This window comes from Streptomyces sp. NBC_00236, assembly GCF_036195045.1.
GTDB lineage: Bacteria > Actinomycetota > Actinomycetes > Streptomycetales > Streptomycetaceae > Streptomyces.
This window is the reverse complement of sequence record NZ_CP108100.1, coordinates 61,222-83,430: the sequence shown is the minus strand read 5'-3', so window position 1 is coordinate 83,430 and position 22,209 is coordinate 61,222. Positions and strand designations below refer to the sequence as shown.

Below are 22,209 nucleotides of genomic sequence, written 5' to 3'. Positions count from 1 at the left end.
CAGTCCGGGCACGGGCTGCCCGGCCCGCGTCGGAGGTGCCCGCCGGCCCTGTCAGCCGAGGCGGGTCAGATCCGGTCGCAGCCGTTGCCAGACCGGATGGCGCAGCCGGCCGGCCCTGGTCCATTGCGTCGCGGTGACCTCCGCGACCAGCCGCGGCTCCACCCAGTGCGCGCCGGCCACGTCGACAGGGTCGGTGAACGGGGACGACGCTCGTGCGATGACCGCGAAGTACGCCGTGAGTTCGCTCTGTTCACGCTCGGACATTCCCGACCCCACCGATCCCGCGTACCGCAGACCGGTGGGCCCGGTGACGCCGACGAGTACTGCTCCCGGCACACCGGCCGCTGCGCCCCGTCGCTGGGTCCAGCCACCGATGACCACGTCCAGGGTCTCCACCCGCTTGGTCTTGCGCCAGTGAGCCGATCGGGTGCCGGGCAGGTACGGGGAGGAGAGCCTCTTCGCGACCACGCCCTCCAGGCCTTCACGGACCACGGCGTCCCACACCTGTGATCCGCGCCCGTGCACGTTCGACGGTGCCGACCAGTGCGCCCCGTTCAGACCGAGGGCGGACAGCATCTCGCGGCGCTCCCGGTACGTCGCACTCAGCAGACCGAGCCCGTCGACGTACATGACGTCGAAGATCATCAGATGGGCGGGACAGTCCAGCGCAAGGCGGCCGGCGCGCCGTGCGTCGGCCACGCCCATCCGGCTCTGGAGCAGGCCGAAGTCGGACCGTCCGGCCGCGTCGAGGGCCACGACTTCACCGTCCAGGACCACACCGCGCCCCCGCAGTTCGCCGCCCAGGGCCTGCAGCTCCGGATACGTCACCGTGATGTCGTTGCCCGCCCGCGAGGCCAGTCGCACCGATCCGTCACCCGTCGTGGTCAGGACGCAGCGGACACCGTCCCACTTGGTCTCGAACGCCCAGTCCGCATCGGGCTCGGGAAGCGGGCCCGGCACGGCCAGCATCGGGGCGATCGACGGCGGCGACCAGAGGGTGCCGGGAGGAATCGGAGCCATAGCCTCGATGATCGAACCTCCCGCAGAACCGCGCAGAACTATGCAGATCCACGCAGACCGGCCCGGCAGGCATCCGTCCGCAGGTGGTTGCGGGCACCGCCGCCCCGCCGCGATTCGGTACGTGGCGCTGAGCAGCACAAACAGCGGTGCGCGGGGGATGTCGGTGTGAGGACCGTTGACAAAAGCGTGACCTGCTAGAAACCTGTCACCGCAGCGCCGCAAAAAATGAATCAGATCGCTCAAAAAGCGAAGCTAGATGCGCGAGTTTCCGGCGGGCGGCCTGCTTTCCCTCCTGCCGGCGTCCCCGATCGCCCCCATCGGTGTACCGGCAGCCCGCAACCCGGCCTTGTCCCGCCGTACGACGCCGCGCGCGTCGTACGGCCGGCGACGCCTTCACGCGCGCTCCCGGTCCCGTGGCCCCACGGAACAGAGGACAGCATGAGATGGAAGCAACTGGGACGGCGGCTGGCCGTCGGCGCGGTGACCGCCGCGCTGATGACCGTCGGCCTTCTGCCGGTCGCCGCCTCGGCAGCCGTACAGGTCCCCGACCTCGCCCTCGGCAAGCAGGTGACGACCAGCGGTGCGCACGGCGCCTACCCGGCCGCCAACGTGGCCGACGGCAGCCAGCAGACGTACTGGGAGAGCACCGGCACACTCCCGCAGTGGGTTCGGATCGACCTCGGCAGCCGGTTCGACGTCGACCAGGTGGTGCTGAAGCTGCCGGCGACCTGGGAGGCCCGGGCCCAGACCATCGGGATCCAGGGCAGCACGGACGGGAGCACCTTCAGTACCCTGTCCGCCTCCGCGGCCCGGGAGTTCAGCCCGGCAGCGGGCAATACCGTGACCCTCGGATTCGCCGCGACGGAGGCCCGGTACATCCGTGTGCAGGTGACCGCCAACAGCGGCTGGAACGCCGCGCAGCTCTCCCAGGTCGAGGTCCGCGGTGAGGACACCGGGAGCGACCCCGGCCCGTCGCCCGCCGTCGGGTCCAACCTGGCGCTGAACAAGCCGATCGAGGCGTCGTCGTCCGTCCAGACGTACGTGGCGTCCAACGCCAACGACGACAAGACCGGCACGTACTGGGAATCCGGCGGCCACCCGGCCACGCTGACGGTGAAGCTCGGCGCAGACGCCGACATCGAGGCCGTCGTCGTCAAGCTCTCCCCGGACCAGGCCTGGGCGACACGTACCCAGAGCATGGAGGTGCTCGGCCGCGGCCAGTCCGCCACCGGCTTCACCCAGCTGAAGGCCCGGGCCGACTACGTCTTCGACCCTTCGGCGAACGAGAACACGGTCACGATCCCGGTTACCGGACGGTACGCGGACGTGCAGCTGAAGTTCTCCTCCAACTCGGGCGCCCCCGGCGCCCAGGCCGCCGAGATCCAGGTCGTCGGCACCGCCGCACCCAACCCGGACCTGACCGTGTCCGAGCTGACCTGGTCGCCCGCGTCGCCGTCCGAGAAGGACGACGTCACGGTCGACGCCACTGTACGCAACACGGGCACGGCGGCGGCCGCGGCGACGACCGTCGACGTCAGCCTGGAGGGCGCGGCCGCCGGCAGTGCGCCGGTGGCCGCCCTCGCCGCCGGCGCCTCGGCCACCGTACGGATCGACGTCGGCAGACGGGCCATGGGTGCCTACAGCGTCTCGGCGGTCGTCGACCCGGCCGACACGGTCGTCGAGCAGGACAACAGCAACAACAGCCGCACCGCTGCCACGAAGCTCGAGATCGGGCAGAGCCCGGGCCCCGACCTGGAGGTGCTCGGCATCACGTCCACCCCCTCCAACCCCGCGGTGGGCGCCCCGGTCACCTTCTCCGTTTCCGTGCGCAACCGCGGTACCACTGAGGTCGGTTCGCCCACCGTCACCCGCCTTCTCGCGGAGAGCACCACCCTGAACGGGGCCACGGGCGCGATCCCCGCCGGGGGCACGGTCACGGTGGCCGTCAGCGGGACCTGGACCGCGAAGAGCGGCGGCGCCAATCTGACCGCCACGGCCGACGCCACGGGTGTGGTCGCCGAGACCAACGAGAACAACAACGTCTTCTCGCGCGCCATCGTGGTCGGCCGCGGGGCCGCGGTCCCGTACACCGAGTACGAGGCGGAGGCAGGCGACTACCGGGGCACGCTGCTGACATCGGACCGTGAACGCACCTTCGGGCACACCAACTTCGCCACCGAGTCCTCCGGCCGGCAGTCCGTCCGGCTGGACTCCACCGGCCAGTTCGTCGAGGTCACCTCGACCGTGCCGTCGAACTCCCTCGTGGTGCGCAACTCCATACCCGACGCCCTCGGCGGCGGTGGGACACAGGCCACGATCAGCCTCTACGTCAACGGCACCTTCGCCCGGAAGCTGACGCTCTCCTCCAAGCACAGCTGGCTCTACGGCGACACGGACAGCCCGGAGGGCCTGACCAACACGCCGCAGGCGGACGCCCGCAGACTGTTCGACGAGTCCCACGCACTGCTCGGCCAGTCCTATCCCGCCGGAACGAAGTTCCGTCTCCAGCGCGACGCGGGCGACGCCGCATCCTTCTACGTCATCGACCTCGTCGACCTGGAGCAGGTGGCTCCCGCAGCCGCCCAGCCGGCCGGATGCACCTCGATCACCGCCTACGGGGCCGTCCCGAACGACGGGATCGACGACACGGACGCCATCCAGCGGGCGGTGACGGCCGACCAGAACGGTGACATCGGCTGCGTATGGATTCCGCCGGGGCAGTGGCGGCAGGAGCAGAAGATCCTGACCGACGACCCGCTGAACCGGGGGCAGTACAACCAGGTCGGCATCAGCGACGTCACGATCCGCGGCGCGGGCATGTGGCACTCGCAGCTGTACACGCTGACCGCGCCTCAGGACGCGGGCGGTATCAATCACCCGCACGAAGGGAACTTCGGCTTCGACATCGACGACAACACCAAGATCTCGGACCTGGCGATCTTCGGCTCCGGCACCATCCGGGGCGGAGACGGCAACGCCGAGGGCGGCGTCGGCCTGAACGGGCGCTTCGGCCAGCACACGGAGATCACGAACGTGTGGCTGGAGCACGCCAACGTGGGTGTGTGGGTCGGCCGGGACTACAGCAACATCCCGGAACTCTGGGGACCCGGTGACGATCTCCGGTTCACCGGCATGCGGATCCGCAACACCTACGCGGACGGCATCAACTTCGCCAACGGCACCCGCAATTCGACCGTGTTCAACTCGTCCTTCAGGAACACCGGAGATGACTCGCTGGCCGTGTGGTCGAGCAAGTACGTGAAGGACCCGTCGGTGGACATCGGCCACGACAACCACTTCCGCAACAACACGATCCAGTTGCCCTGGAGGGCCAACGGCATCGCGGTCTACGGCGGTTACGGCAACACGATCGAGAACAACATCATCTCCGACACCATGAACTACCCCGGCATCATGCTGGCCACGGACCACGATCCGCTGCCCTTCTCCGGGGAGACGCTGATCGCCAACAACGCGCTGCACCGCACGGGCGGAGCATTCTGGGGCGAGGCCCAGGAGTTCGGCGCCATCACCCTGTTCGCGGCCTCGCAGAACATCCCGGGCGTCACCATCCGCGACACCGACATCCACGACTCCACCTATGACGGAATCCAGTTCAAGTCGGGCGGGGGCTCCGTGCCGGGAGCGCAGATCAGCAACGTCCGCATCGAGAACTCCGTCAACGGGGCGGGAATCCTCGCCCACGGCGGCGCGCGCGGCAGCGCGACGCTGACCGATGTGACCATCACGGGTTCCGCCGACGGCGACGTGGTGGTCGAGCCCGGATCCCAGTTCGTCATCAACGGCAGCGCAGGGAAGGAGACGACCCGCAGGTAGCCGCCGCCACCCGCCGCCCGCGACCCCGCCACCGGTCTCCGTTCCGCAGCCACCGGACGGGAACACGGCGCGGCCACCCGACCCGGCCCCGCCGGCACGCCGTCCGGGCGTGCCGGCGGGGGAGCGGAGCGGGGTTCCGCCGGCCGCGAGCGGCGGATACGGACCCACGGTGCCCCGCGAGGCTGCACAATTCGGTGGTGATCAACGATGACCCGTACCTGTGGCTGGAAGACATCGAGGGCGAGGCCGCGCTCGCCTGGGTGGCGGAGCGCAACGCCGAGACGGACGCCGCTCTGGCATCCGGCGCGGCGTTCGCCTCGCTGAAGGAGCGCCTGCTGGAGGTGCTGGACGCCCCGGACCGGATTCCGTATGTCGCGCGCCACGGCGAGTTCCTCTACAACTTCTGGCGTGACGCCGGGCATGCGCGGGGTGTGTGGCGGCGCACGACGCCGGAGCAGTACCGGACGGACGCTCCCCGGTGGGAGATGCTCCTCGACGTCGACGCGCTCGCCGCCACGGAGGGAACGAAGTGGATATGGGCCGGCGCACGGGTACGCCACCCCGACTGCGGCCGCGCCCTGGTCAGCCTCTCGCGTGACGGCGGAGACGCCGTGGTGGTCCGCGAGTTCGACCTCGGCACCCGGACCTTCGTCGAGGACGGGTTCCAGGTGGCGGAGGCGAAGACCCGGATCGGATGGATCGACGCCGACACCGTGTTCGTCGGCACGGACTTCGGGCCGGGCTCCCTCACCGAATCCGGCTATCCGAGGACGGTTCGCCGATGGCGCCGCGGTACGCCCCTGGAGGATGCCGAGCCGGTCTTCGAGGGCGAGGCGCGGGACGTGGCGGCCGGCGGCTGGCACGACTCCACGCCAGGGTTCGAACGGGACTTCGTCGTCCGGTCGATGGACTTCCACCACAGCGAGATGTATCTCCTCACCCCGGAGGCCTCGCTCATCAGGATCGATGTCCCGGACGACGCCGACGCGTACGCCCATCGCGAGCACCTGATCGTCAGCCTGAAGTCCGACTGGCTCGGACACCGCGCGGGTTCCATGCTGGCCTTCGGCTTCGATTCCTTCCTGGCGGGCGACCGGACCCCGGAGGTGCTGTTCACACCGGACGCCCGGACCGCCCTGGCCGGGCACGCGTGGACCCGTCACCATCTGATCCTGGAGACGATGCACGACGTCAGCACCCGCATCGAGGTACTCACCCCCACCCCCGGCGCCGGGTGGGCGCGCGAGCCGCTCGCGGACGTCCCGGCGCTGTCCGCCGTCAGCGTCGTGGACACGGACCCGGACGTCTCCGACGAGTTCTTCCTCGACGTGTCGGGGTTCCTGCAGCCTTCCACGCTCTACCACGGGCGGGTCGGGGGCCAAACGGAGATCATCAAGCAGGCCCCGGCCCGCTTCGACGCGGCCGGGCTCGGAGTGGAGCAGTTCTTCGCCCTCTCGCAGGACTGCACGAAGGTGCCGTACTTCGTGATCGGCCCCCGCGACGCCTCCGCGGGCCCCGGCCCCGCCCTCCTCTACGGCTACGGCGGCTTCGAGGTCTCGCTCACCCCCTTCTACGGCGCGGTGACGGGCCGGGCCTGGCTGGAGCGCGGGGGCACCTATGTGATCGCGAACATCCGGGGCGGCGGCGAGTACGGCCCCGGCTGGCACCGGGCGGCACTCGGCGCGGACCGGGTACGGGCCTTCGAGGACTTCGCGGCCGTCGCCGCCGACCTCGTCCGACGAGGCATCACCACCCCGGCCATGCTGGGCGCGGCGGGCGGCAGCAACGGCGGACTGCTCATGGGCGCGATGGTCACCCGGTACCCGGAACTGTTCGGCGCCGTCGTCGCCCAGGTCCCCCTGCTGGACATGCTCCGCTTCCACGAACTCCTGGCCGGTGCGTCCTGGATCGCCGAGTACGGTGACCCGGACGACCGGGCCGATCGCGTGCACCTGAGCGCGCTGTCCCCGTACCACCGGCTCGCCGCGGACCGGTCCTATCCGCCCCTGCTCCTGACGACCTCCACCCGTGACGACCGGGTCCACCCCGGCCACGCCCGCAAGGCCGCCGCACGGCTGCGCGAACTCGGTCACCGGGTCCTGCTTCACGAGAACACCGGCGGCGGCCACGCGGGCGCGGGCGACAACGAGCAGGCCGCCCACAACAACGCCCTCATGCACACCTTCTTGTGGAGTCACCTCGCACGGCCTGCCCCGCCCGCCCCCGGCTGACCCGGCAGGCCACGCGTCCCGGGCGGAGCGGCGCCCGGGACGCGCTACGACGTGCAGGCTTCGGCGATCGACAGACTGTTCTCGTAGAGGTGGTGCCGGGTGACGCGGCCGTCCTCGACGGTGAGACGGAGAGCGAACGGGCCCGCGAAGGACTTGCCCGTCGCCCGTACGGTTCCCGAGAGATGCCCCATCAGGACGGCATCGGTGCCGTCGACGAGAAACGTGTCGACGGACGCCCGCGCGTCCTCCGGCACCGTGTGCGCCGCCAACTCCGCGGACTGGGCGGCGCATTCGGCGGCCGTGGACCGCGGTCGGATCCACGGGACCGCAGGGTTCGGCGCGAGCAGCCAGTCGACCTCGTCGGCGAACAGCGCGGCGATCTGCTCGGTGTCCCCGGCCAGCCGGGCCGCGAGGAACGCGTTCACGACGGCCCGGGTGGTCTCGGCGACGGAACGTGCGTCGCCGGCCGGAATCGGGTTGCCGGTAACGGGCTTGACGGCCATGGAGGGCTCCTTGCGGTCAGTGGGCTGCCGACGGGGTCCCCGTCGGTATGCCCGATCCTGCCGCGGGGGAGAGGAGCGGTCGATTACCCCGGAGGTAATCCGCGGGCGCGCACCCGTCGCGCAGCTCAGCCGACCTCCGCACCCAGCAGTTCCCGGAACGACTCGGCCCCCACCGGCGTCACCTTCACCGCCCGCCCGGAGCCGATCCGCCGCACCCACTGCCGCTCCAGCGACGTGGCGCACAGGGCCGCTCCCACCGCTCCGGCCAGATGCGACCGGCGCTCCGTCCAGTCCAGGCAGCTCCGCACCAAGGGCCGGCGCGCACCCGTGGGGTGCCGGTAACCCAGGGCGTCCGCCAGCCACTCCCGGCCCGCCGGGGTGACGGAGAGACCGGCGTCCTCGGAGACCAGGCCCCGGGAGATCATGGCATCGGCCAGCGCCACACCCAGCTCACCGGCCAGATGGTCATAGCACGTCCGGGCTCGCGCCTCGGCACCCGCCCGGCCGGACTGGCGCAGGTTCCGCGGGCGGGCGGAAGCGTCGGGGGCGTATGAGGCGACGGCCTCGATCAGGGCGGCGGCCTCCGGGCCCGCCAGCCGCACATAGCGGTGCCGGCCCTGCCGCTCCTCGGCCAGCAGGCCGCCGTCGATCAGTCGGGACAACTGCTCGCTGGCCGTGGACGCGCTGACCCCGGCGCTCCGTGCGAGCTCGCCCGCGGTCCAGGCCCGGCCGTCGAGCAGGGACTGGCAGAAGGTGGCCCGGGTGCGGTCGGCGAGCAGGGACGCGGTCTCGGCGATGGAGGACATGCAGCCATGATGCCGCCATGACGGTTCGGGCCGCGCCGAACCGTCGAGGCCCTAGCGTCGGAACCATGACGTACACGACGCACCACTTCGACCGCTTCGAGGACGTACGGTCGGCCCTCGCCGATCCGGCGCTCGTCCCGGAACGGCCGGCCGCGGCAGACGGCCCGCCCGGGGCGAGCGTTGCCTGGCTGCGCGCCACTGTGGCCCGGTTCAGCCACGGAGAGCCACACCGGCGGCGGCGCGCCCTGGTCGAGGCCGAGGTGGCCCGTCTCGCTCCGGAGTCGCTGCGCGAGGCCGCAGCCGTGGTGCCCGGCGAAGACACCCGGGTCACGGTGGTGCGTACGCTCGCCGGGGCCCTGGGGATGGCGCAGCCCGCAGCCGTGGCGCAGGCAGTGATCGCGGTGGCCGGGGTGTACTTCGGCGGGGAGGACGCAGCTGCCGACGAGGCGGTGGCGAGGCTGGTGAGGTGGCCGGCCGCTCCCACACAGGACGGCCCTGGCTCCACACAGGACGGACCTGGTTGTCCGTCGGACGAGCCTGTGTCCACACAGGGCGGACCTGGCACTCCGTCGGCCGGATCCGAGGCCGCCACCGAACCGGTGCGTCCTTCGGACGACGCCGCCCTGGAGTCCGCAGCCGGTCGCATCGGTCTGCTCGTCCAGGCATGCGAGGCGACGGCCGCGCTCGTCGAAACCGCAGCCGGCAACGAACGGCTTCCGCTGTCCCGGGTCCTGCGGGACCTGCCTCCCGTACGGAACATGCGTCGCGTCGCCGCCGGAGCCACCCGGGTCGCAGGCCGCGCGATCGCCGAGGGCGACGTGGTGCTCCTCGACCTGGCGGCCGCCAACCGCGCGCACCCGGTGCCTCTCACCTTCGGCGCCCCGCCCCGCATCTGCCCGGGCAGGGCCCACGCCCTCGCGCTGGCCGACGGACTGCTCCGGCGCCCGCTCACTCCGTTCGCCCGGCTGCACCACGGGGCGCACCCACTGCTGCTGCCCAACGCCTGGGACTGCGCCTCCGCCGCCGCGCTGGCCGAACAGGGCTTCGCCGCGGTCGGCACCACCAGCCTGGGTGTCGCCGCCGCGGCCGGTCTGCCGGACGGGGCAGCCGCCACGGCCGAGGCGACCGTGAGTCTGGCCCGTCGCCTCGGAACGGGCCGATTCCTGTTCACCGTCGATGCCGAAGGCGGGTTCAGCGACGACGTGGCGGAAGTGGCCGCACTGGCACGGGCCCTGTACGAGGCGGGCGCGGCCGGCATCAACCTGGAGGACGGCCGACCCGACGGCACACTCGCGCCGATGGAGCTGCACGCGGCGAAGATCGCCGCGGTCAAAGAGGTGGCACCCGCGCTGTTCGTCAACGCACGTACCGACACCCACTGGGCGTCCCGCCACGAGGACGAGACCGAGATGCGCCTGGCCCTCTACGAACAGTCCGGTGCCGACGGGGTGTTCGTGCCCGGGCTCTCGGATCCGGCCGCGATCGCCGAGCTGACCTCGGCGCTCGTCGTCCCGTTGAACATCCTGTACAACCCGGCCGGGCCCACGCTTGCCGAACTGGCCTCGCTGGGCGTGCGCAGGGTCAGCCTCGGCTCGCTGCTCTACCGCAGGGCACTGGCGGCGGCCGTCGGCGCGGCGACCGGCATCCGGGACGGGCGGCCGACGGATCCGGCCGCCCCGTCCTACGCCGAGGTCCAGGCACTGGCGTACGCCCGGCGGGTGCCCGATCCCGCTGAGGCGCCGTGAAGGACCTGCGGCCTTTCCGCAGGCGGGGGTTGCTCCGCAGCGCCAGGCGTCGCCGTGCGGGGCGTCCGGCCGGAAGGTACGGTGCCGGGACCGGCTAGGAGGAGGAACGGGACATGGCCAGTACGGTGACCGAGGGCCTGCAGCACATACGCGAGGACCTTGCCGACTTCTACCGGGACCTGCACAGCCACCCGGAGCTCTCGCTGCAGGAGACCCGGACTGCCGCGTTGCTGGCGCAGCGCCTGCGCAAGGGGGGCTTCGACGAGGTCGTCGAGCAGGTCGGCGTCACCGGCGTGGTCGGCGTCCTGCGTAACGGGGACGGCCCCGTGGTGATGCTGCGCGCGGACTTCGACGCGCTGCCGGTGGAGGAGAACACAGGACTGCCGTACGCCAGCACGGTCCGCGCCGTCGACGGCGACGGCCATGACGTGCCCGTGATGCACGCCTGCGGTCACGACATGCACGCCGTCTGCCTGACGGGTGCCGCAGACCTTCTCGCGCGGGCCCGCGAGCAGTGGAGCGGCACACTGCTGGTGGTGTTCCAGCCGGCCGAGGAACTGGCGGTCGGCGCCCGGGGCATGGTCGACGACGGCCTCTTCGAACGCTTTCCCAAGCCGGACATCGTCCTGGGCCAGCACGTCGGACCGCTGCCCGCCGGATTCATCGGTCACGGCAGCGGGCCGGTGATGGCGGCCGCCGACTCGGTGAACATCACCCTCCACGGCCGGGGCGGCCACGGATCCAGGCCGGAAGCGTCCATCGATCCGGTGCTCATGGCGGCCAACGTGGTCACTCGGCTCCAGGGCATCGTCGCCCGTGAGGTACCGCCGGCGGAGACGGCCGTGGTGACGGTGGGGCGCCTGAAGGCCGGTACGAAGGACAACATCATCCCGGAAACCGCCGAACTGGGCGTCAACATCCGCGCTTTCACGCCTGCCGTACGCGACCTGGTCCGCAGCGCGGTGGAGCGCATCGTGACGGGGGAGTCACGGACGAGCGGCGCGCCGAAGCCGCCGGACCTCGCCTGGTTCGCCGCCGCCCCCGCGCTCGTCAGCGATTCCGAGGCCACGAAGACGACGGTGGCGGCGTTCTCCGAGCACTTCGGCGCCCAGCGGCTGCTGCCGATGCCGCAGGTGAACGCGAGCGAGGACGTGGGTGTGTTCGGTGAGGCACTCGGCGTGCCCACGGTGTTCTGGTTCTGGGGCGGGCTGGAGGCGGAATCGGCGATCGCGGCGTTCAAGGAGGGACGCATGGACGAGCTGCCGAGCAACCACTCGTCGGCCTTCGCACCGGTCGTCGAGCCGACGCTGAGCACCGGCGTGGAAGCGCTGGTGGTCGCGGCGTTGACCTGGCTCGACACAGTGTGACGGCAGCGCACCCGCCCACCGGGCCGGGCGCTCATCGCGGAAAACCGGCTCGACCCGGCTGCCTCGGTTCAGAGATCCTTCGGTCATGGAGTTCCTCTGCTACCACCGCGACCGGCCCGGCTCCCTTCCGCTGCGGGAAGAGCTGCTGGAAGAACACTGGTCCTACATGGACCAATATGCGAAGGAGCTGATCGCCAGGGGCCCGACCTTCGCGCACGACAACGACGAGGTGCCCACCGGAAGCGTGCACATCGTCGACCTGCCCGGCCCCGCCGCCGCCCGCGCGTTCGCCTTCGACGAGCCGAACTACCAGGCGGGCGCTTACCGCGACGTGCTGCTGAGGAGGTGGCGCAACCTGCTGGGGCGCACCATGTGGGACTTCCCCGGTGGACACAGCGGCGGCAACCGGTACCTCGTGATCGGCCTCGGCGCGGGGGATCCCGCCGACCTCGCGGTGCCGGCCGGCCGGGACGACCTGATCGCTTACGGGCCGCTGCTCTCCGACGACGGTACGACCTGGCTGGGCACGGCGGCACTGGTAAGGGCGCCGGATCCGGACGCGGCACGCGCCGTCCTCACGCCGGACCGGTACGCCGGGATCGAAGTGCATGCCTGGGAGTTCGGCGGACGGCGCTGACAGCCCGCGGGCGCGGGCACCCCGCACCACGTCACAGCCCCGCGAGGGGCGGCGGCTGCGTGGTCTCGGCTGGATGGAGCAGGGCGACGGGCGGCTCGCGGAGCAGCGGGCGAAGCTGGATTCTCCACCGGGCTCACGTCTCAGGAGTACTTCCGTGCTGCTTCCAGGCCTCCCGCAGGTCCGCCTGCCCCTCGCCGCCCTGCTGGCCGCTGCCTGCGCGGCCGGGCCGATGCTTTCCCCCGCCCACGCCGCGGACGCCCCCGCCGACCACGACCGCGCGCTGCGCGTGCAGTTGCAGGAACTGACCGATGCGCCCGGCGGGCCGCCCGGCGTGATCGCCGTCCTCGAACGAGAGCACCGCACCGAGGTATTCCGGGCGGGTGTCGCCGACACCGGCACCGCCCGCCCGATCCGGACGACCGACCACATGCGTATCGCCAGCACGGCCAAGGCTTACAGCGGCGCGGTCTCCCTCCAACTCGTCGACCGGGGGAGGCTTCGGCTGGACGACACCATCGGCCGGGTGCTGCCCCGGCTGCCCCGCGCCTGGCACCGGGTCACACTGCGGCAACTGCTGAACCACACCAGCGGGCTGCCGGACTACAGCGCGGACCCGGAGTTCCTGTCCCTGGTGACCGCGGACCCCCGGCGCCGTTTCGACTCCCGGCGGCTGCTGGATTTCGTCGCCGCCGAGCCGCTGGCGTTCCGCCCCGGGACCCGGTACGCCTACTCCAACTCCGACAACATCGCCGTCGCGCTGATGGCGGAGGCGGTGACAGGTCGCCGCTACGAGGAGTTGCTCGCCCGACTCGTGTACCGCCCGCTCGGTATGCGCGGCACCAGCCTGCCGCAGGGCTACCGGATGCCCGAGCCGTACATGCACGGCTACGACGTCACCCCGCCGAACCCGCCCGAGGACGTCAGCGAGGTGCTCAGCGCCTCGGGTGTGTGGGCGTCGGGCGGGATCATCTCGACGCCGAAGGACATGACGTCGTTCATCCGCGGTTACGCCGGCGGGACGTTGATCTCCGACCGGACCCGGCGTCAGCAGCTGAACTGGGTGAACGGGGCCTCCGAGCCGGCGGGCCCGGGCGCGAACAAGGCAGGTCTGGCCCTCTTCCGGTACACGACCCGTTGCGGTGTGGTGTACGGCCACACGGGCAACTTTCCCGGCTATACGCAACTGGTCGCCGCCACACCGGACGGCAAACGGTCCCTGACCTTCTCCCTCACCACCCAGGTGAACAAGACGAACAAGCCGGAACTGCTGCAGCGGCTGCGCACCGTGGAGGAGAACTTCGTCTGCGCCCTCCTGCGCAAGCGGTGACCCGGGCGGGACGAGACCTCCCCGGCTCCCGTGAACGCACCCTGCGTCGGAACCCGCGGGCATACCCGGCACAACCATCCCTGCCGCCCGCGGGTCCTATCAAGTGGGAGCAAACCGCTCCTGGAGACACAAGGGGGATATATGAGAAGCCTGCGTAATGTCGCGGTCGTCGGGGCGGTGGGCGCGCTGGTGGCGGGTGCCACGGTCATGGGCGCCACGGCAGCCTCTGCCGCACCCAACGTCACACCTCAGGGCGTCTGCGGCAGTGCCTACAAGACCGTGAACTCGGTGCCCGTCGGCTCACTGGGCACCGTCTACCTGACGTACAACTCCACGAACGGGAGGAACTGCGTCGCGACCATCCGTACCAACCCCGGTACGGCCAAGGACATGTCCACGTACATCTACGTGCCCGACACCGACGAGTGGGCCGGCGACTCCGGGAACTACACGTCGTACGCGGGGCCGGCCTACGTCTACGGCAAGGGCCACTGCGTGAGCTGGGGCGGCAACATCGCCAACGTGTACGTGTCCGTGGACAACTCCAACTGCGCCGCGCGCACGGAACACCGGGTCACGGAAATCCGCTGACCCGGTCGTACGAAGGGGACGCTCCGGCCCACGGACGGTGCGGCTGATGCCCGCCTTCCCGCCGGGTCCCGGCCGCCGCCTCGCACCGTCCGGTCGACGGGATGCGAGGCGGCGGTCACGACCGGCGGACCGCCGCCTGCTGGAACCGCCGCTTACAGTTCGTCCCCGAAGGCCTCGGCCAGGGCGCGCCACTCGGCTCGCGGCAGGCCGGCGCCGCCCTGGCCGGCGGTGAGTACCTGGAGAGCGACGTGATCGGCACCGGCGTCGAGGTACTGCCTCGCCCGGGTCTTCACCTGCTCGGCGTCGCCCAGGGCGAACAGGGCGTCGAGGAGGCGAATGCTTCCGCCGTCCTCGAAGTCGCTCTCCGAGAACCCCAGCCGCAGCAGGTTGTCGGTGTAGTTCGGCAGCTGCAGGTACATCGCCAGCATGGTCCGCGCGGTGGTGCGCGCCCGGTCGAGGTCGGTGTCGAGCACGACGGAGAGTTCCGGGGCGAGCAGAGCGTCGGGGCCGAGCGCTTCGCGGGCCTCCGCCGTGTGCTCGGTGGTGACGAGATAGGGGTGGGCACCCAGCGCCCGCCCCGTCGCGAGCTTCAGCATCTTCGGGCCGAGCGCGGCCAGCACACGATGTCCGGCGTCCACCGGCAGGGTGGCGGAGTCCAGCGCGTCGAGGTAGGAGACCATCGCGCTGTACGGCTTCGAGTACTGCGGCACCATCGGACCGTGGCTGACACCCAGGCCGAGGACGAACCGCCCGCGGGCGGCCGCGTCGAGCCGCGCGATGCGTGCCGCCACATCCGCGGCGGGGTGGTCCCAGATACTGAGGATTCCCGTGGCGACGGTGATCGAACGGGTGGCCTCGACGACAGCGGCGGCATCGTCGGGCGAGGGACTGCCCCCGATCCAGAGCGTGCCGTACCCGAGGTCTTCGAGCTCGGTGACCGCCTCCGTGATGGCAGCCTTCCCCGCGTCGTCCGCCCGCGACCGGTGGAGGGCCCCGCTCCAGATGCCGATCTGCCCGAATGCGTCACGTGTGTCAGAAGTCATGCCGTGATCAACAGTGACTGGCGCCGACTATTCCCACAGGGTGTGCGATGTCGCCCGTTCGGCCGTCAGAGGGTGTTGTTGGCCAGGGCCAGAAGGCGGCCGCTGTCACCGCTGAACCGGTCGCGGTCCACCGCCCCGGAGACCCCGCCCACCGAACCGGAGTCGGTGTACTGCCAGAAGGTCCAGTACGGGAAGCCGCCCGGGATGGAGGGACTGGAAGCGCCGGTCCAGTGCGCGACGAACAGAGGGCTCCGGGCGGCCATGCCGCTCCACCCGCCCGTACAGGTGTTCCACCAGCTCGGGCCGGTGTAGATGACGACGTCACGTCCGGTCTTCGCCTTGTACGTGTTCGAGAAGTCCAGAATCCATGACCGCATGGCCGAGACCGATTTGCCGGAGCAGCCGCCTTCGAGATCGAGCATGCCGGGCAGCGTCAGGTTGTCCCGCGACCAGCCCCCGCCGTTGGCGGCGAAGTACGTCGCCTGCGCCGCGCCGCCGGACAGACCGGGACGGGCGAAGTGGTAGGCGCCTCGGATCACCTTCGCCTGGTGGGCGTGGAGGTAGTTGGCGCTGAACGTGGGGTCCTTGTACGTGGTCGACTCCGTGGCCTTGATGTAGGCGAACCCGATGCCGGCCGACTTCACCGACGGCCAGTTGATCGTTCCCTGGTAGTGGGAGACGTCGATGCCTGCCTGGGTGGCCCGAGTGGACGCGCTGCCCTCGGCACCGAACTCGATCTGCCGCGTGTCCGCCGTGAAGTTCTTTGCATCCGCAAGATATCCGGCCCCCATGTATCCGTCGCCGAGGGGGATGGTGTCGCCGGACGGCCGCGGTACTGCTGCCGCTGCGCCGGAAGGAACTCCTGGACCGAGGGCCATGACCAGGCTGAACGCGCCGGCCACCATCAGCTTGTGCCGCATGGATCCGGGGCGGTGGATTCGGGATGACAACGCAGTCCTCCTGGTGACGGCCGATTTCGGGGAGTCGTGCGCCGCGTGTTCTCGTCCTGCCGACGTCACGTCCTGATGCAAAGAGTTACGAACGAGGAGAGGTTCGTCCCCCGGCGCGCCGCGGACGGGCGCCCGACGTGGCATTCGGATGACCCGCGTGCGGGAGCGATGTGGGGGCACATGCGGAAGAACGGCGTTGCATCCCGGGTGCTTCGCAGGGATGCTGACTGGCCGGAGGCGATGAGGATGATCAGCGTGGAGTTGAAGCTGTCGGTGCGGGACCTGGTGCATGCGGACCTGGCGTCCTGCGGATGGGCGGGGTCCGCACACCACCTGGCGGGCGTCGCGGTGCAGCTGGAGCGTGCCCGGCTCGGCGAGGTCGACTACCTCGTGGTCTGCACCCCCACGGACGTTCCCGTCGCGAAGGCCGGCATCGACTACCGGGTCAAGGAGGGGGCCGGCACCCTCTGGCAGCTGGCGGTCCACCCGGCCCTGCAGTCGTGCGGGATCGGCACCTTCCTCGTCGAAGCCGCGGAACTCCGTATGAGGAACCGCGGCCTCCGCCACGCCGAGCTCGGCGTGGAGGAGAGCAACCCCCGGGCGCGGGCGCTGTACGAACGACTGGGGTATGTCGCCTACGACCGCAGTCCCGACACGTGGGACGAGCAGGCGCCGGACGGATCGCTGCGTCGCTACGAGACGATGTGCACGCTGATGCGCAAGGAGCTCTGTCAGGGCGTGTTTCGGACGTAGCGCCGGCCGCCCGGAGGGCGGGCTCAGCGCGTATGGTCTGTGCGCGTCCACGGCACCAGGCGTCGCTGGAGGCATGGAGAGGCCGAGTTCGCCTGTCCGTGTTGTGGTGAGGGCTGGGCTCGGGACAAGCTGCAAGAAGTTCTGCTCATGCTGCCGGCGAGCGCCGTTGCCGAGCTCCGGGTGCACGTCGAGCGCCTGGACGAGGTGCTGCTCGGGCGAACGCATCACGAGCCCATGGCAGATCCGGAGTCGTCGTGGTGGCATCGCAGATGCCGACCGTGTCGCTCACGGACGGCGCGCCAGGAACACGAACTCCCTTCCCGGCCGGTCGGGTGCATCGCGGACTTCATCCACCACGTACCCTCGTCCGATCAGGTCCTGCTCGACCTCCTCCCGCTCCCGGAAGCGCAACGTCGAATCCGAAGTGAGGACCTGCCCGTCCGCCGCGAACCCGTAGGTCCAGCGGAACGTCACCAGCGGCCCGCTGACCTCGACCAGCTCGACCCAGCTCTCGACCTGGCCGACGGCCGGAATCTCCGTCACGCGGTATGAGTGCTCGCGGGTCCACTCCTCCCAGGCCCGCCGGGCGGGATCGCGGGTCTCGAAGACCAGGCGGCCGCCGGGCCGGAGCGCTTCGTAGGCCCCCCGCAGCGTCCCCTCCCACGCCTCCGGGGCCACGATGGCCTGGGCGACGTTCGCGGTCATCGTCGCGAGATCTGCCTGGAGCGGGGGGAGACCCGTCGCGTCGCCATGGATCCATCCCACCCGTGCACTGCCCTGCTTGGCCCGGGCGACTTCAAGCGAGGCCAGGGCGGGATCGACGCCGACGACGTCGATCCCGCGGCCGGCCAGGAGAAGTGCGAACACCCCGGTTCCGCAGCCGATGTCCAGGACACGGCGTGCCTCGGACTCCTCCGCGATCCTGAGGTATGCGGCGAGATCGGTGCGGTCCGGATCGAGTGCATCGTAGATCGCGGCGAGTCGTGGATGCGCGAAGCCGTCGTCAGCCATGCGTGCGAACGTACGCAGAACAGGGCCCGGACGGCCACCGGGTTTCGCCCGGGCGACGACGGCCCGGCGCACCCGATCAGGACAGCCGGTCGGTCCCGGGAGACGTGCGGGCGAACCAGGCCCGGGTCTCGTCCGCGCCCAGGACACGGATGAGCTCGGCCTTGCCCGGCAGATGCGGGAAGAACCGGTCGGCGTTCCAACTGCGCCGGTACGCCGGCTCGTCGAGCACGAGCAGGCGGTGGCCCTCCACCACGGGGATGTCGTCGGGCAGTCCTTCGTTCCAGATGGGCGTGCCGTCCGGGGCGAGGAGTTCGAAGGATCCGGTTGCCACGGTCCGGGTACGCCCGGCGGCGGGCTCGGGATCCGTGGCCAGGCGCACGCTCTCCACGGACGGCGTGGTGCCGGCCACGTGGCCGCCGCCCACGAGGACGTGGGCCAGCAGTGTGTGCAACTGGAAATTGTCCCCGATGCCGCCGATGCGTACTTCGAACCCCGTTCCGGTCGGCCTGTGCAGCACGATCACGGGCTCGTCGTCCAGAACCGCCAGCGCGTGGGAAAGACACTTCAGGTCGTGCCGCTCCAGGGCCTCCAACGCGCGGTGTCTGGACGCTGTCGCGGTGATCGCGCCGACGGTCCGACCGCAACACTCCGTCAATCTCTGGTGGCAGCGGGCTTCGGCATGTAGCGTCTTTTCCAGATGCCGTGGTTCCCCAGCTGCCCGCGCTCCGCCGCGGGCGCTTTGCTGTGCGGGGCCAGGGCATTCGCGGGTCCGTGTGGTGCGGATCCTGGAACGAACGAGAGGCACCGGCATGGCCAGCGGAACCGTCAAGTGGTTCAACGCCGAAAAGGGTTTCGGCTTCATTCAGCAGGACGGCGGCGGGCCGGACGTCTTCGCGCACTACTCGAACATCAACGCCACCGGCTTCCGTGAGCTTCAGGAAGGCCAGGCGGTGACCTTCGACATCACGCAGGGCCAGAAGGGCCCGCAGGCGGAGAACATCACGTCCGCCTGACCTCAGGGGTGACACGCGGGCCGCCGGAGCACGCTCCGGCGGCCCGTCAGGCGTTCCGGAGTACTTTCACGTAGGACGCTCGCCGTCGACGGTCCTTGAGTTGGAGCGCGATCCAGCACCCGGCGTCACCGCCATGACGACACCTCAGCACAAGATCGGGTCGGGTTCCGGTGCTAGCGGCACACCCGGGCAGGATCCTCACCCTCTTCAGCGCTCACCTCGCCAAGGCGGACATGGCGGACGCGGACCGGACCGACGAACACGGAAACCCGACCGGTCCCACCTTCACGAGGGAAGCGGAGAGCCCCGAACGGCCGTCGATATGATCACGGCCATGACCGCACCGGAACCCACGATCCTCGCCACCTCCGGCGGACACCGTGCCGGAGGACGTACCAGCGTGATGTTCGATGCCCTCGTACATCACGCCGTCGACCTCTCCGGGGCACACGGCCGGCGCCCGCGTGTCATGTACGTCGGCACCGCGATCGGGGACGCCGAACACTTCACCGCCCGCATGGGGGAGGCCGGCCGGACCGCAGGCTTCGATCTGACGCCACTGAACCTGTTCCCCATGCCCAACATGGAGGACGTCGAGGGTGCGGTTCTCGATCACGATGTCGTCTGGGTCATGGGCGGCTCGGTGGCCAACCTGCTCGCGGTGTGGCGGGTGCATGGCCTGGACCGGATCATGTACCGGGCCTGGCAGGCCGGCGTCGTACTGAGCGGGGTCAGCGCGGGATCCATCTGCTGGTTCGAAGGGGGCGCGACCGACTCGTTCGGGCCGGAACTGCGCCCCCTCACGAACGCTCTGGGATTTCTTCCCTACGGCAACGGGGTGCACTACGACGTGGACGAGGGCCGGCGCCCGCTGATCCACCGGCTCGTGGCGGACGGCACCTTGCCGACCTCTCACTGCACCGATGACGGAGTGGGTCTGGTCTACCGCGGAACGGAACTGGTGGAGGCGGTGACCGAGGTCCCGGGCAAGGGCGCGTACGTGGTCGGGCGCGAGGGTGACAAGGCGGTGGAGGCGCGCGTCGAGCCCCGCAGGCTGCCCGCTGTCGCCCGTTGACGCATGCGCCCGGGTCCCCTCGGTGTACGCCAAACGCTCGAACAATGTGCGGCTAAAGTTCGTTTGGGGAGTGCTTTGGTGTAGCGTCCGAGAGTGATCGGGGAGGTTTCTGGTGTCTGAACTGTTCGATGCGGTCGATGCTCTCATCGCGGACCACTCACCTCTGCCGCCGCCGCAGGAACGGGAGCGTCTGCGCAAGGCTCACGGTCTGACACAGGAACAGGTGGCCGCCGCACTGGGCGTGCGCAGGGCGACCGTGGTGAGCTGGGAGAACGGCAGGACGGAACCGCGCCCGCCGCAACGCGAGGCCTACGCCCGACTGGTGAACAAGCTTGCCGAGCTGTACCCCGAGATGCCTGCCCCGCCGACGGCACCGGCGGCCGTCCCGGAAGCACCGGGAGCACCGGCACCCGAACTGCTGTCTCCGACGGCACCCGCACCCCCGCCCGAAGCGCCCTCCCCGCCCGCGCCCACGCCCCCGCCCGAAGTGCCCTCTCCGGCCGCACCCGCGCCCGAAGTGCAGTCTCCTCCTGCCCCCGGCCGGACCGCGGCGACGCGCACGGCCCCGCGACGTCCGGTGCCCGCGAAGACCGCCACACCACCGGCGGAGACCGATCCGCGTTTCGCGAACGGCCCCCTGGCCGTCATCGACGTCGAGGACGGGCACGCTGCGGCGTACTGCGTCGGCGGCCTCGTCCTGGACGTGCCCGCCAAATCCGCCCCTGCCCTCGTCGAGTGGGTTCTGAGCGAAGCGAAGCTGGGCGCTCCCCGGCTGAGCCGCAACGGCAAGGACGCCGACCCCCTGATCGTCCTGACGCCCGCCGCGTGCGAACGCTACGGTCTGCCCCCGCAGCTCAGCGAGGAGGAACGCACGGCAGGGCGGCTCCCCGAAGGCCACCGGGTGATCCAGCAGCTGTCCCGGGCGAACTGGCAGCTCACCCGCCGGGGGTTCGGCCCGTGGGCCCGAATCTACCGCCCCGCCCAGGGCGGCAACCGCGCCTGCGTCCAGCTGTGCATTCCGTCATGGAACGCGCTCGACGCCCGCAGCTGGGGCAGTGCCGGGCAGCTTCCGGCCCCCGAACTCGCACGCCTCCTCGGCACCTACGCGACTCGTGTGATCACCCCCCGCGGTTCGACGGCGGTCACCGGCCTGGAGCTGATGACGGCGCTGCACCCGCCCACCCGGGCGAGCGAACCCGACCGCGCCGGCAAGCGGCACAGCGAGCACAACCCCGGCTCCCTCGGCAACGACCCCGTGGACTGCGCCCCGTGCGAAGCACCCGACGGGCACCCGCTCCTGGCCGATCTGCCGCGCTTCCATCAGCGCACCCCGGATCAGATGCTCATGGAAGAGGCGTACGACTGGGCGCGCCCGCTCACCGACGAGGAGTGCACCAGGCGGTACGTGGTCGGCATCGACGTCAACATGGCGTTCGCCGCAGCCGCCAACGGCACCACGGTGGGCCTCGGTGCACCCACTCACCTCCATCACCCCGCCTTCGACCCGAAACTGCCAGGCTCCTGGCTCGTCGACCTCTCGCACATCGAGCTGGACGACCGCCTTCCCTCACCCTTCACGCCCCGGGGTGATCGCCCCACCGGGCCTGCCTGGTACGCGACGCCGACCGTGGCCTACGCCGTCGAACTCGGCTACCGGGTCGCCCCGGCGGAGGCCTACGTCCGTCACGACAACGGCCGCTACCTCGACGCCTGGTACAACCGCCTTCGCGACGCCTACATCGCGACGATGGCCGACCTCGGCGTCACCACCGCCCTCTCCCCGGCCGACTTCCTCACAGCGATGGACGGTTACTGGGAGCACGACCCGCAGATGGCGACCGTCCTGACCGCGGTGAAGGCCACCGTCAAGGGCGGCCTCGGCAAGCTCCGTGAACGCCCCCGCGGCGAAGGCTGGAAGCCGGGCCGACCCTGGCGGGCCCTGTCCCGCCCCACCTGGCGTCCCGACATCCGTGCTGCCGTCATCTCCAAGGCCCGCACCAACATGCACCGCAAGATGCTCAAACTCGCCGACGCCACGGGCCAGTACCCGATCGCGGTCCTTTCCGACTGCGCCGTCTACGCCAGCGACGGCCCCGGCCCCCTCGACTTCCTCCCCTACGAGGGCGGCAAACCGCTGCCGGGCGGCTTCCGGCTCGGCGTCAGCCCCGGCATGGTCAAGCACGAAGGCACCCAGACCACCCTGTGGGCCGAGAGCGTCCACGAGGAACACGGCCGGGACGAGAACCTCGCCCGGTACATCAAGGACGGCCATGTCACCCGCACCGACAACGGGGAGTAAC

18 protein-coding genes are annotated in these 22,209 nt (G+C 70.8%); 11 read left to right on the top strand and 7 right to left on the bottom strand.

From position 1 onward, the window contains the following. Nucleotides 1-51: 51 nt before the first annotated feature. Nucleotides 52-1,020, bottom strand: coding sequence for a non-homologous end-joining DNA ligase (ligD, locus tag OG446_RS00390; protein WP_328892076.1), 969 nt, complete (start codon nucleotides 1,018-1,020; stop codon nucleotides 52-54). Nucleotides 1,021-1,458: 438 nt separating this feature from the next. Between ligD and OG446_RS00385 the strand changes: the two genes are divergently transcribed. Both OG446_RS00385 and OG446_RS00380 read left to right on the top strand, forming a co-directional pair. After that, entirely contained in the window at nucleotides 1,459-4,857 is a 3,399-nt protein-coding gene (locus OG446_RS00385; protein WP_328892075.1) for a CARDB domain-containing protein, read from the top strand. A 197-nt stretch (nucleotides 4,858-5,054) separates the two neighbouring features. Further along, nucleotides 5,055-7,088 carry a prolyl oligopeptidase family serine peptidase gene (locus OG446_RS00380; protein ID WP_328892074.1) on the top strand — a complete coding sequence of 678 codons (2,034 nt, stop codon included), beginning with the start codon at nucleotides 5,055-5,057 and terminating at the stop codon, nucleotides 7,086-7,088. A 44-nt stretch (nucleotides 7,089-7,132) separates the two neighbouring features. Here OG446_RS00380 and OG446_RS00375 read toward each other — a convergent pair whose 3' ends face one another. Both OG446_RS00375 and OG446_RS00370 read right to left on the bottom strand, forming a co-directional pair. After that, on the bottom strand, nucleotides 7,133-7,591 hold the full coding sequence (locus OG446_RS00375; protein ID WP_328892073.1) for a nuclear transport factor 2 family protein: 459 nt from the start codon (nucleotides 7,589-7,591) through the stop codon (nucleotides 7,133-7,135). Between the two features lie 125 nt (nucleotides 7,592-7,716). After that, complete coding sequence (locus OG446_RS00370; protein WP_328892072.1) at nucleotides 7,717-8,397, bottom strand: ArsR/SmtB family transcription factor; 681 nt, start codon at nucleotides 8,395-8,397, stop codon at nucleotides 7,717-7,719. 65 nt (nucleotides 8,398-8,462) lie between these two features. Between OG446_RS00370 and OG446_RS00365 the strand changes: the two genes are divergently transcribed. The 5 genes from OG446_RS00365 (at nucleotide 8,463) to OG446_RS00345 (ending at nucleotide 14,064) form a co-directional block, all read left to right on the top strand. Beyond that, on the top strand, nucleotides 8,463-10,142 hold the full coding sequence (locus OG446_RS00365; protein WP_328892071.1) for an isocitrate lyase/PEP mutase family protein: 1,680 nt from the start codon (nucleotides 8,463-8,465) through the stop codon (nucleotides 10,140-10,142). A gap of 113 nt (nucleotides 10,143-10,255) precedes the next feature. Beyond that, nucleotides 10,256-11,509 carry an amidohydrolase gene (locus OG446_RS00360; protein WP_328892070.1) on the top strand — a complete coding sequence of 418 codons (1,254 nt, stop codon included), beginning with the start codon at nucleotides 10,256-10,258 and terminating at the stop codon, nucleotides 11,507-11,509. Between the two features lie 85 nt (nucleotides 11,510-11,594). Further along, nucleotides 11,595-12,146, top strand: coding sequence for a YciI family protein (locus OG446_RS00355; protein WP_328892069.1), 552 nt, complete (start codon nucleotides 11,595-11,597; stop codon nucleotides 12,144-12,146). A gap of 154 nt (nucleotides 12,147-12,300) precedes the next feature. After that, a complete protein-coding gene (locus OG446_RS00350) occupies nucleotides 12,301-13,473 on the top strand; it encodes a serine hydrolase domain-containing protein (RefSeq protein WP_443050012.1) in 1,173 nt (390 codons plus the stop codon). A gap of 141 nt (nucleotides 13,474-13,614) precedes the next feature. Then, nucleotides 13,615-14,064 (top strand): spore-associated protein, encoded by a 450-nt coding sequence (locus OG446_RS00345; RefSeq protein WP_328892068.1) that lies wholly within the window; start codon nucleotides 13,615-13,617, stop codon nucleotides 14,062-14,064. A gap of 152 nt (nucleotides 14,065-14,216) precedes the next feature. On the opposite strand, the gene OG446_RS00340 is transcribed toward OG446_RS00345, so the two are convergent. Next, on the bottom strand, nucleotides 14,217-15,107 hold the full coding sequence (locus OG446_RS00340; protein WP_328892067.1) for an LLM class F420-dependent oxidoreductase: 891 nt from the start codon (nucleotides 15,105-15,107) through the stop codon (nucleotides 14,217-14,219). A 65-nt stretch (nucleotides 15,108-15,172) separates the two neighbouring features. After that, nucleotides 15,173-16,012 carry a GH25 family lysozyme gene (locus OG446_RS00335; protein WP_328898156.1) on the bottom strand — a complete coding sequence of 280 codons (840 nt, stop codon included), beginning with the start codon at nucleotides 16,010-16,012 and terminating at the stop codon, nucleotides 15,173-15,175. Nucleotides 16,013-16,303: 291 nt separating this feature from the next. Between OG446_RS00335 and OG446_RS00330 the strand changes: the two genes are divergently transcribed. Continuing rightward, a complete protein-coding gene (locus OG446_RS00330; protein WP_328898155.1) occupies nucleotides 16,304-16,810 on the top strand; it encodes a GNAT family N-acetyltransferase in 507 nt (168 codons plus the stop codon). Between the two features lie 285 nt (nucleotides 16,811-17,095). On the opposite strand, the gene OG446_RS00325 is transcribed toward OG446_RS00330, so the two are convergent. Beyond that, nucleotides 17,096-17,821, bottom strand: a complete 726-nt coding sequence (locus tag OG446_RS00325; RefSeq protein WP_328892066.1) for a class I SAM-dependent methyltransferase — start codon at nucleotides 17,819-17,821, stop codon at nucleotides 17,096-17,098. Nucleotides 17,822-17,897: 76 nt separating this feature from the next. Continuing rightward, nucleotides 17,898-18,413, bottom strand: coding sequence for a hypothetical protein (locus OG446_RS00320; RefSeq protein WP_328892065.1), 516 nt, complete (start codon nucleotides 18,411-18,413; stop codon nucleotides 17,898-17,900). 217 nt (nucleotides 18,414-18,630) lie between these two features. Here OG446_RS00320 and OG446_RS00315 point away from each other — a divergent pair, with 217 nt between their 5' ends. The 3 genes from OG446_RS00315 to tap all read left to right on the top strand — a co-directional run bounded on the left by OG446_RS00315 (nucleotide 18,631) and on the right by tap (nucleotide 22,208). Beyond that, nucleotides 18,631-18,834, top strand: coding sequence for a cold-shock protein (locus OG446_RS00315; protein ID WP_136326921.1), 204 nt, complete (start codon nucleotides 18,631-18,633; stop codon nucleotides 18,832-18,834). Between the two features lie 334 nt (nucleotides 18,835-19,168). After that, nucleotides 19,169-19,909: a peptidase E gene (locus OG446_RS00310; RefSeq protein WP_328892064.1), complete on the top strand. Its 741-nt coding sequence runs from the start codon at nucleotides 19,169-19,171 to the stop codon at nucleotides 19,907-19,909. A gap of 112 nt (nucleotides 19,910-20,021) precedes the next feature. Continuing rightward, nucleotides 20,022-22,208, top strand: coding sequence for a telomere-associated protein Tap (gene tap / locus OG446_RS00305; RefSeq protein WP_328892063.1), 2,187 nt, complete (start codon nucleotides 20,022-20,024; stop codon nucleotides 22,206-22,208). Nucleotide 22,209: the final 1 nt, after the last annotated feature.

What these genes read in the sequence shown, in the direction of transcription:
- ligD (WP_328892076.1), bottom strand. Translation starts at nt 1,020, where the DNA reads ATGGCTCCGATTCCTCCCGGCACCCTCTGGTCGCCGCCGTCGATCGCC.
- OG446_RS00385 (WP_328892075.1), top strand. Translation starts at nt 1,459, where the DNA reads ATGAGATGGAAGCAACTGGGACGGCGGCTGGCCGTCGGCGCGGTGACC.
- OG446_RS00375 (WP_328892073.1), bottom strand. Translation starts at nt 7,591, where the DNA reads ATGGCCGTCAAGCCCGTTACCGGCAACCCGATTCCGGCCGGCGACGCA.
- OG446_RS00370 (WP_328892072.1), bottom strand. Translation starts at nt 8,397, where the DNA reads ATGTCCTCCATCGCCGAGACCGCGTCCCTGCTCGCCGACCGCACCCGG.
- OG446_RS00365 (WP_328892071.1), top strand. Translation starts at nt 8,463, where the DNA reads ATGACGTACACGACGCACCACTTCGACCGCTTCGAGGACGTACGGTCG.
- OG446_RS00360 (WP_328892070.1), top strand. Translation starts at nt 10,256, where the DNA reads ATGGCCAGTACGGTGACCGAGGGCCTGCAGCACATACGCGAGGACCTT.
- OG446_RS00355 (WP_328892069.1), top strand. Translation starts at nt 11,595, where the DNA reads ATGGAGTTCCTCTGCTACCACCGCGACCGGCCCGGCTCCCTTCCGCTG.
- OG446_RS00345 (WP_328892068.1), top strand. Translation starts at nt 13,615, where the DNA reads ATGAGAAGCCTGCGTAATGTCGCGGTCGTCGGGGCGGTGGGCGCGCTG.
- OG446_RS00340 (WP_328892067.1), bottom strand. Translation starts at nt 15,107, where the DNA reads ATGACTTCTGACACACGTGACGCATTCGGGCAGATCGGCATCTGGAGC.
- OG446_RS00335 (WP_328898156.1), bottom strand. Translation starts at nt 16,012, where the DNA reads ATGGTGGCCGGCGCGTTCAGCCTGGTCATGGCCCTCGGTCCAGGAGTT.
- OG446_RS00330 (WP_328898155.1), top strand. Translation starts at nt 16,304, where the DNA reads ATGATCAGCGTGGAGTTGAAGCTGTCGGTGCGGGACCTGGTGCATGCG.
- OG446_RS00325 (WP_328892066.1), bottom strand. Translation starts at nt 17,821, where the DNA reads ATGGCTGACGACGGCTTCGCGCATCCACGACTCGCCGCGATCTACGAT.
- OG446_RS00315 (WP_136326921.1), top strand. Translation starts at nt 18,631, where the DNA reads ATGGCCAGCGGAACCGTCAAGTGGTTCAACGCCGAAAAGGGTTTCGGC.
- OG446_RS00310 (WP_328892064.1), top strand. Translation starts at nt 19,169, where the DNA reads ATGACCGCACCGGAACCCACGATCCTCGCCACCTCCGGCGGACACCGT.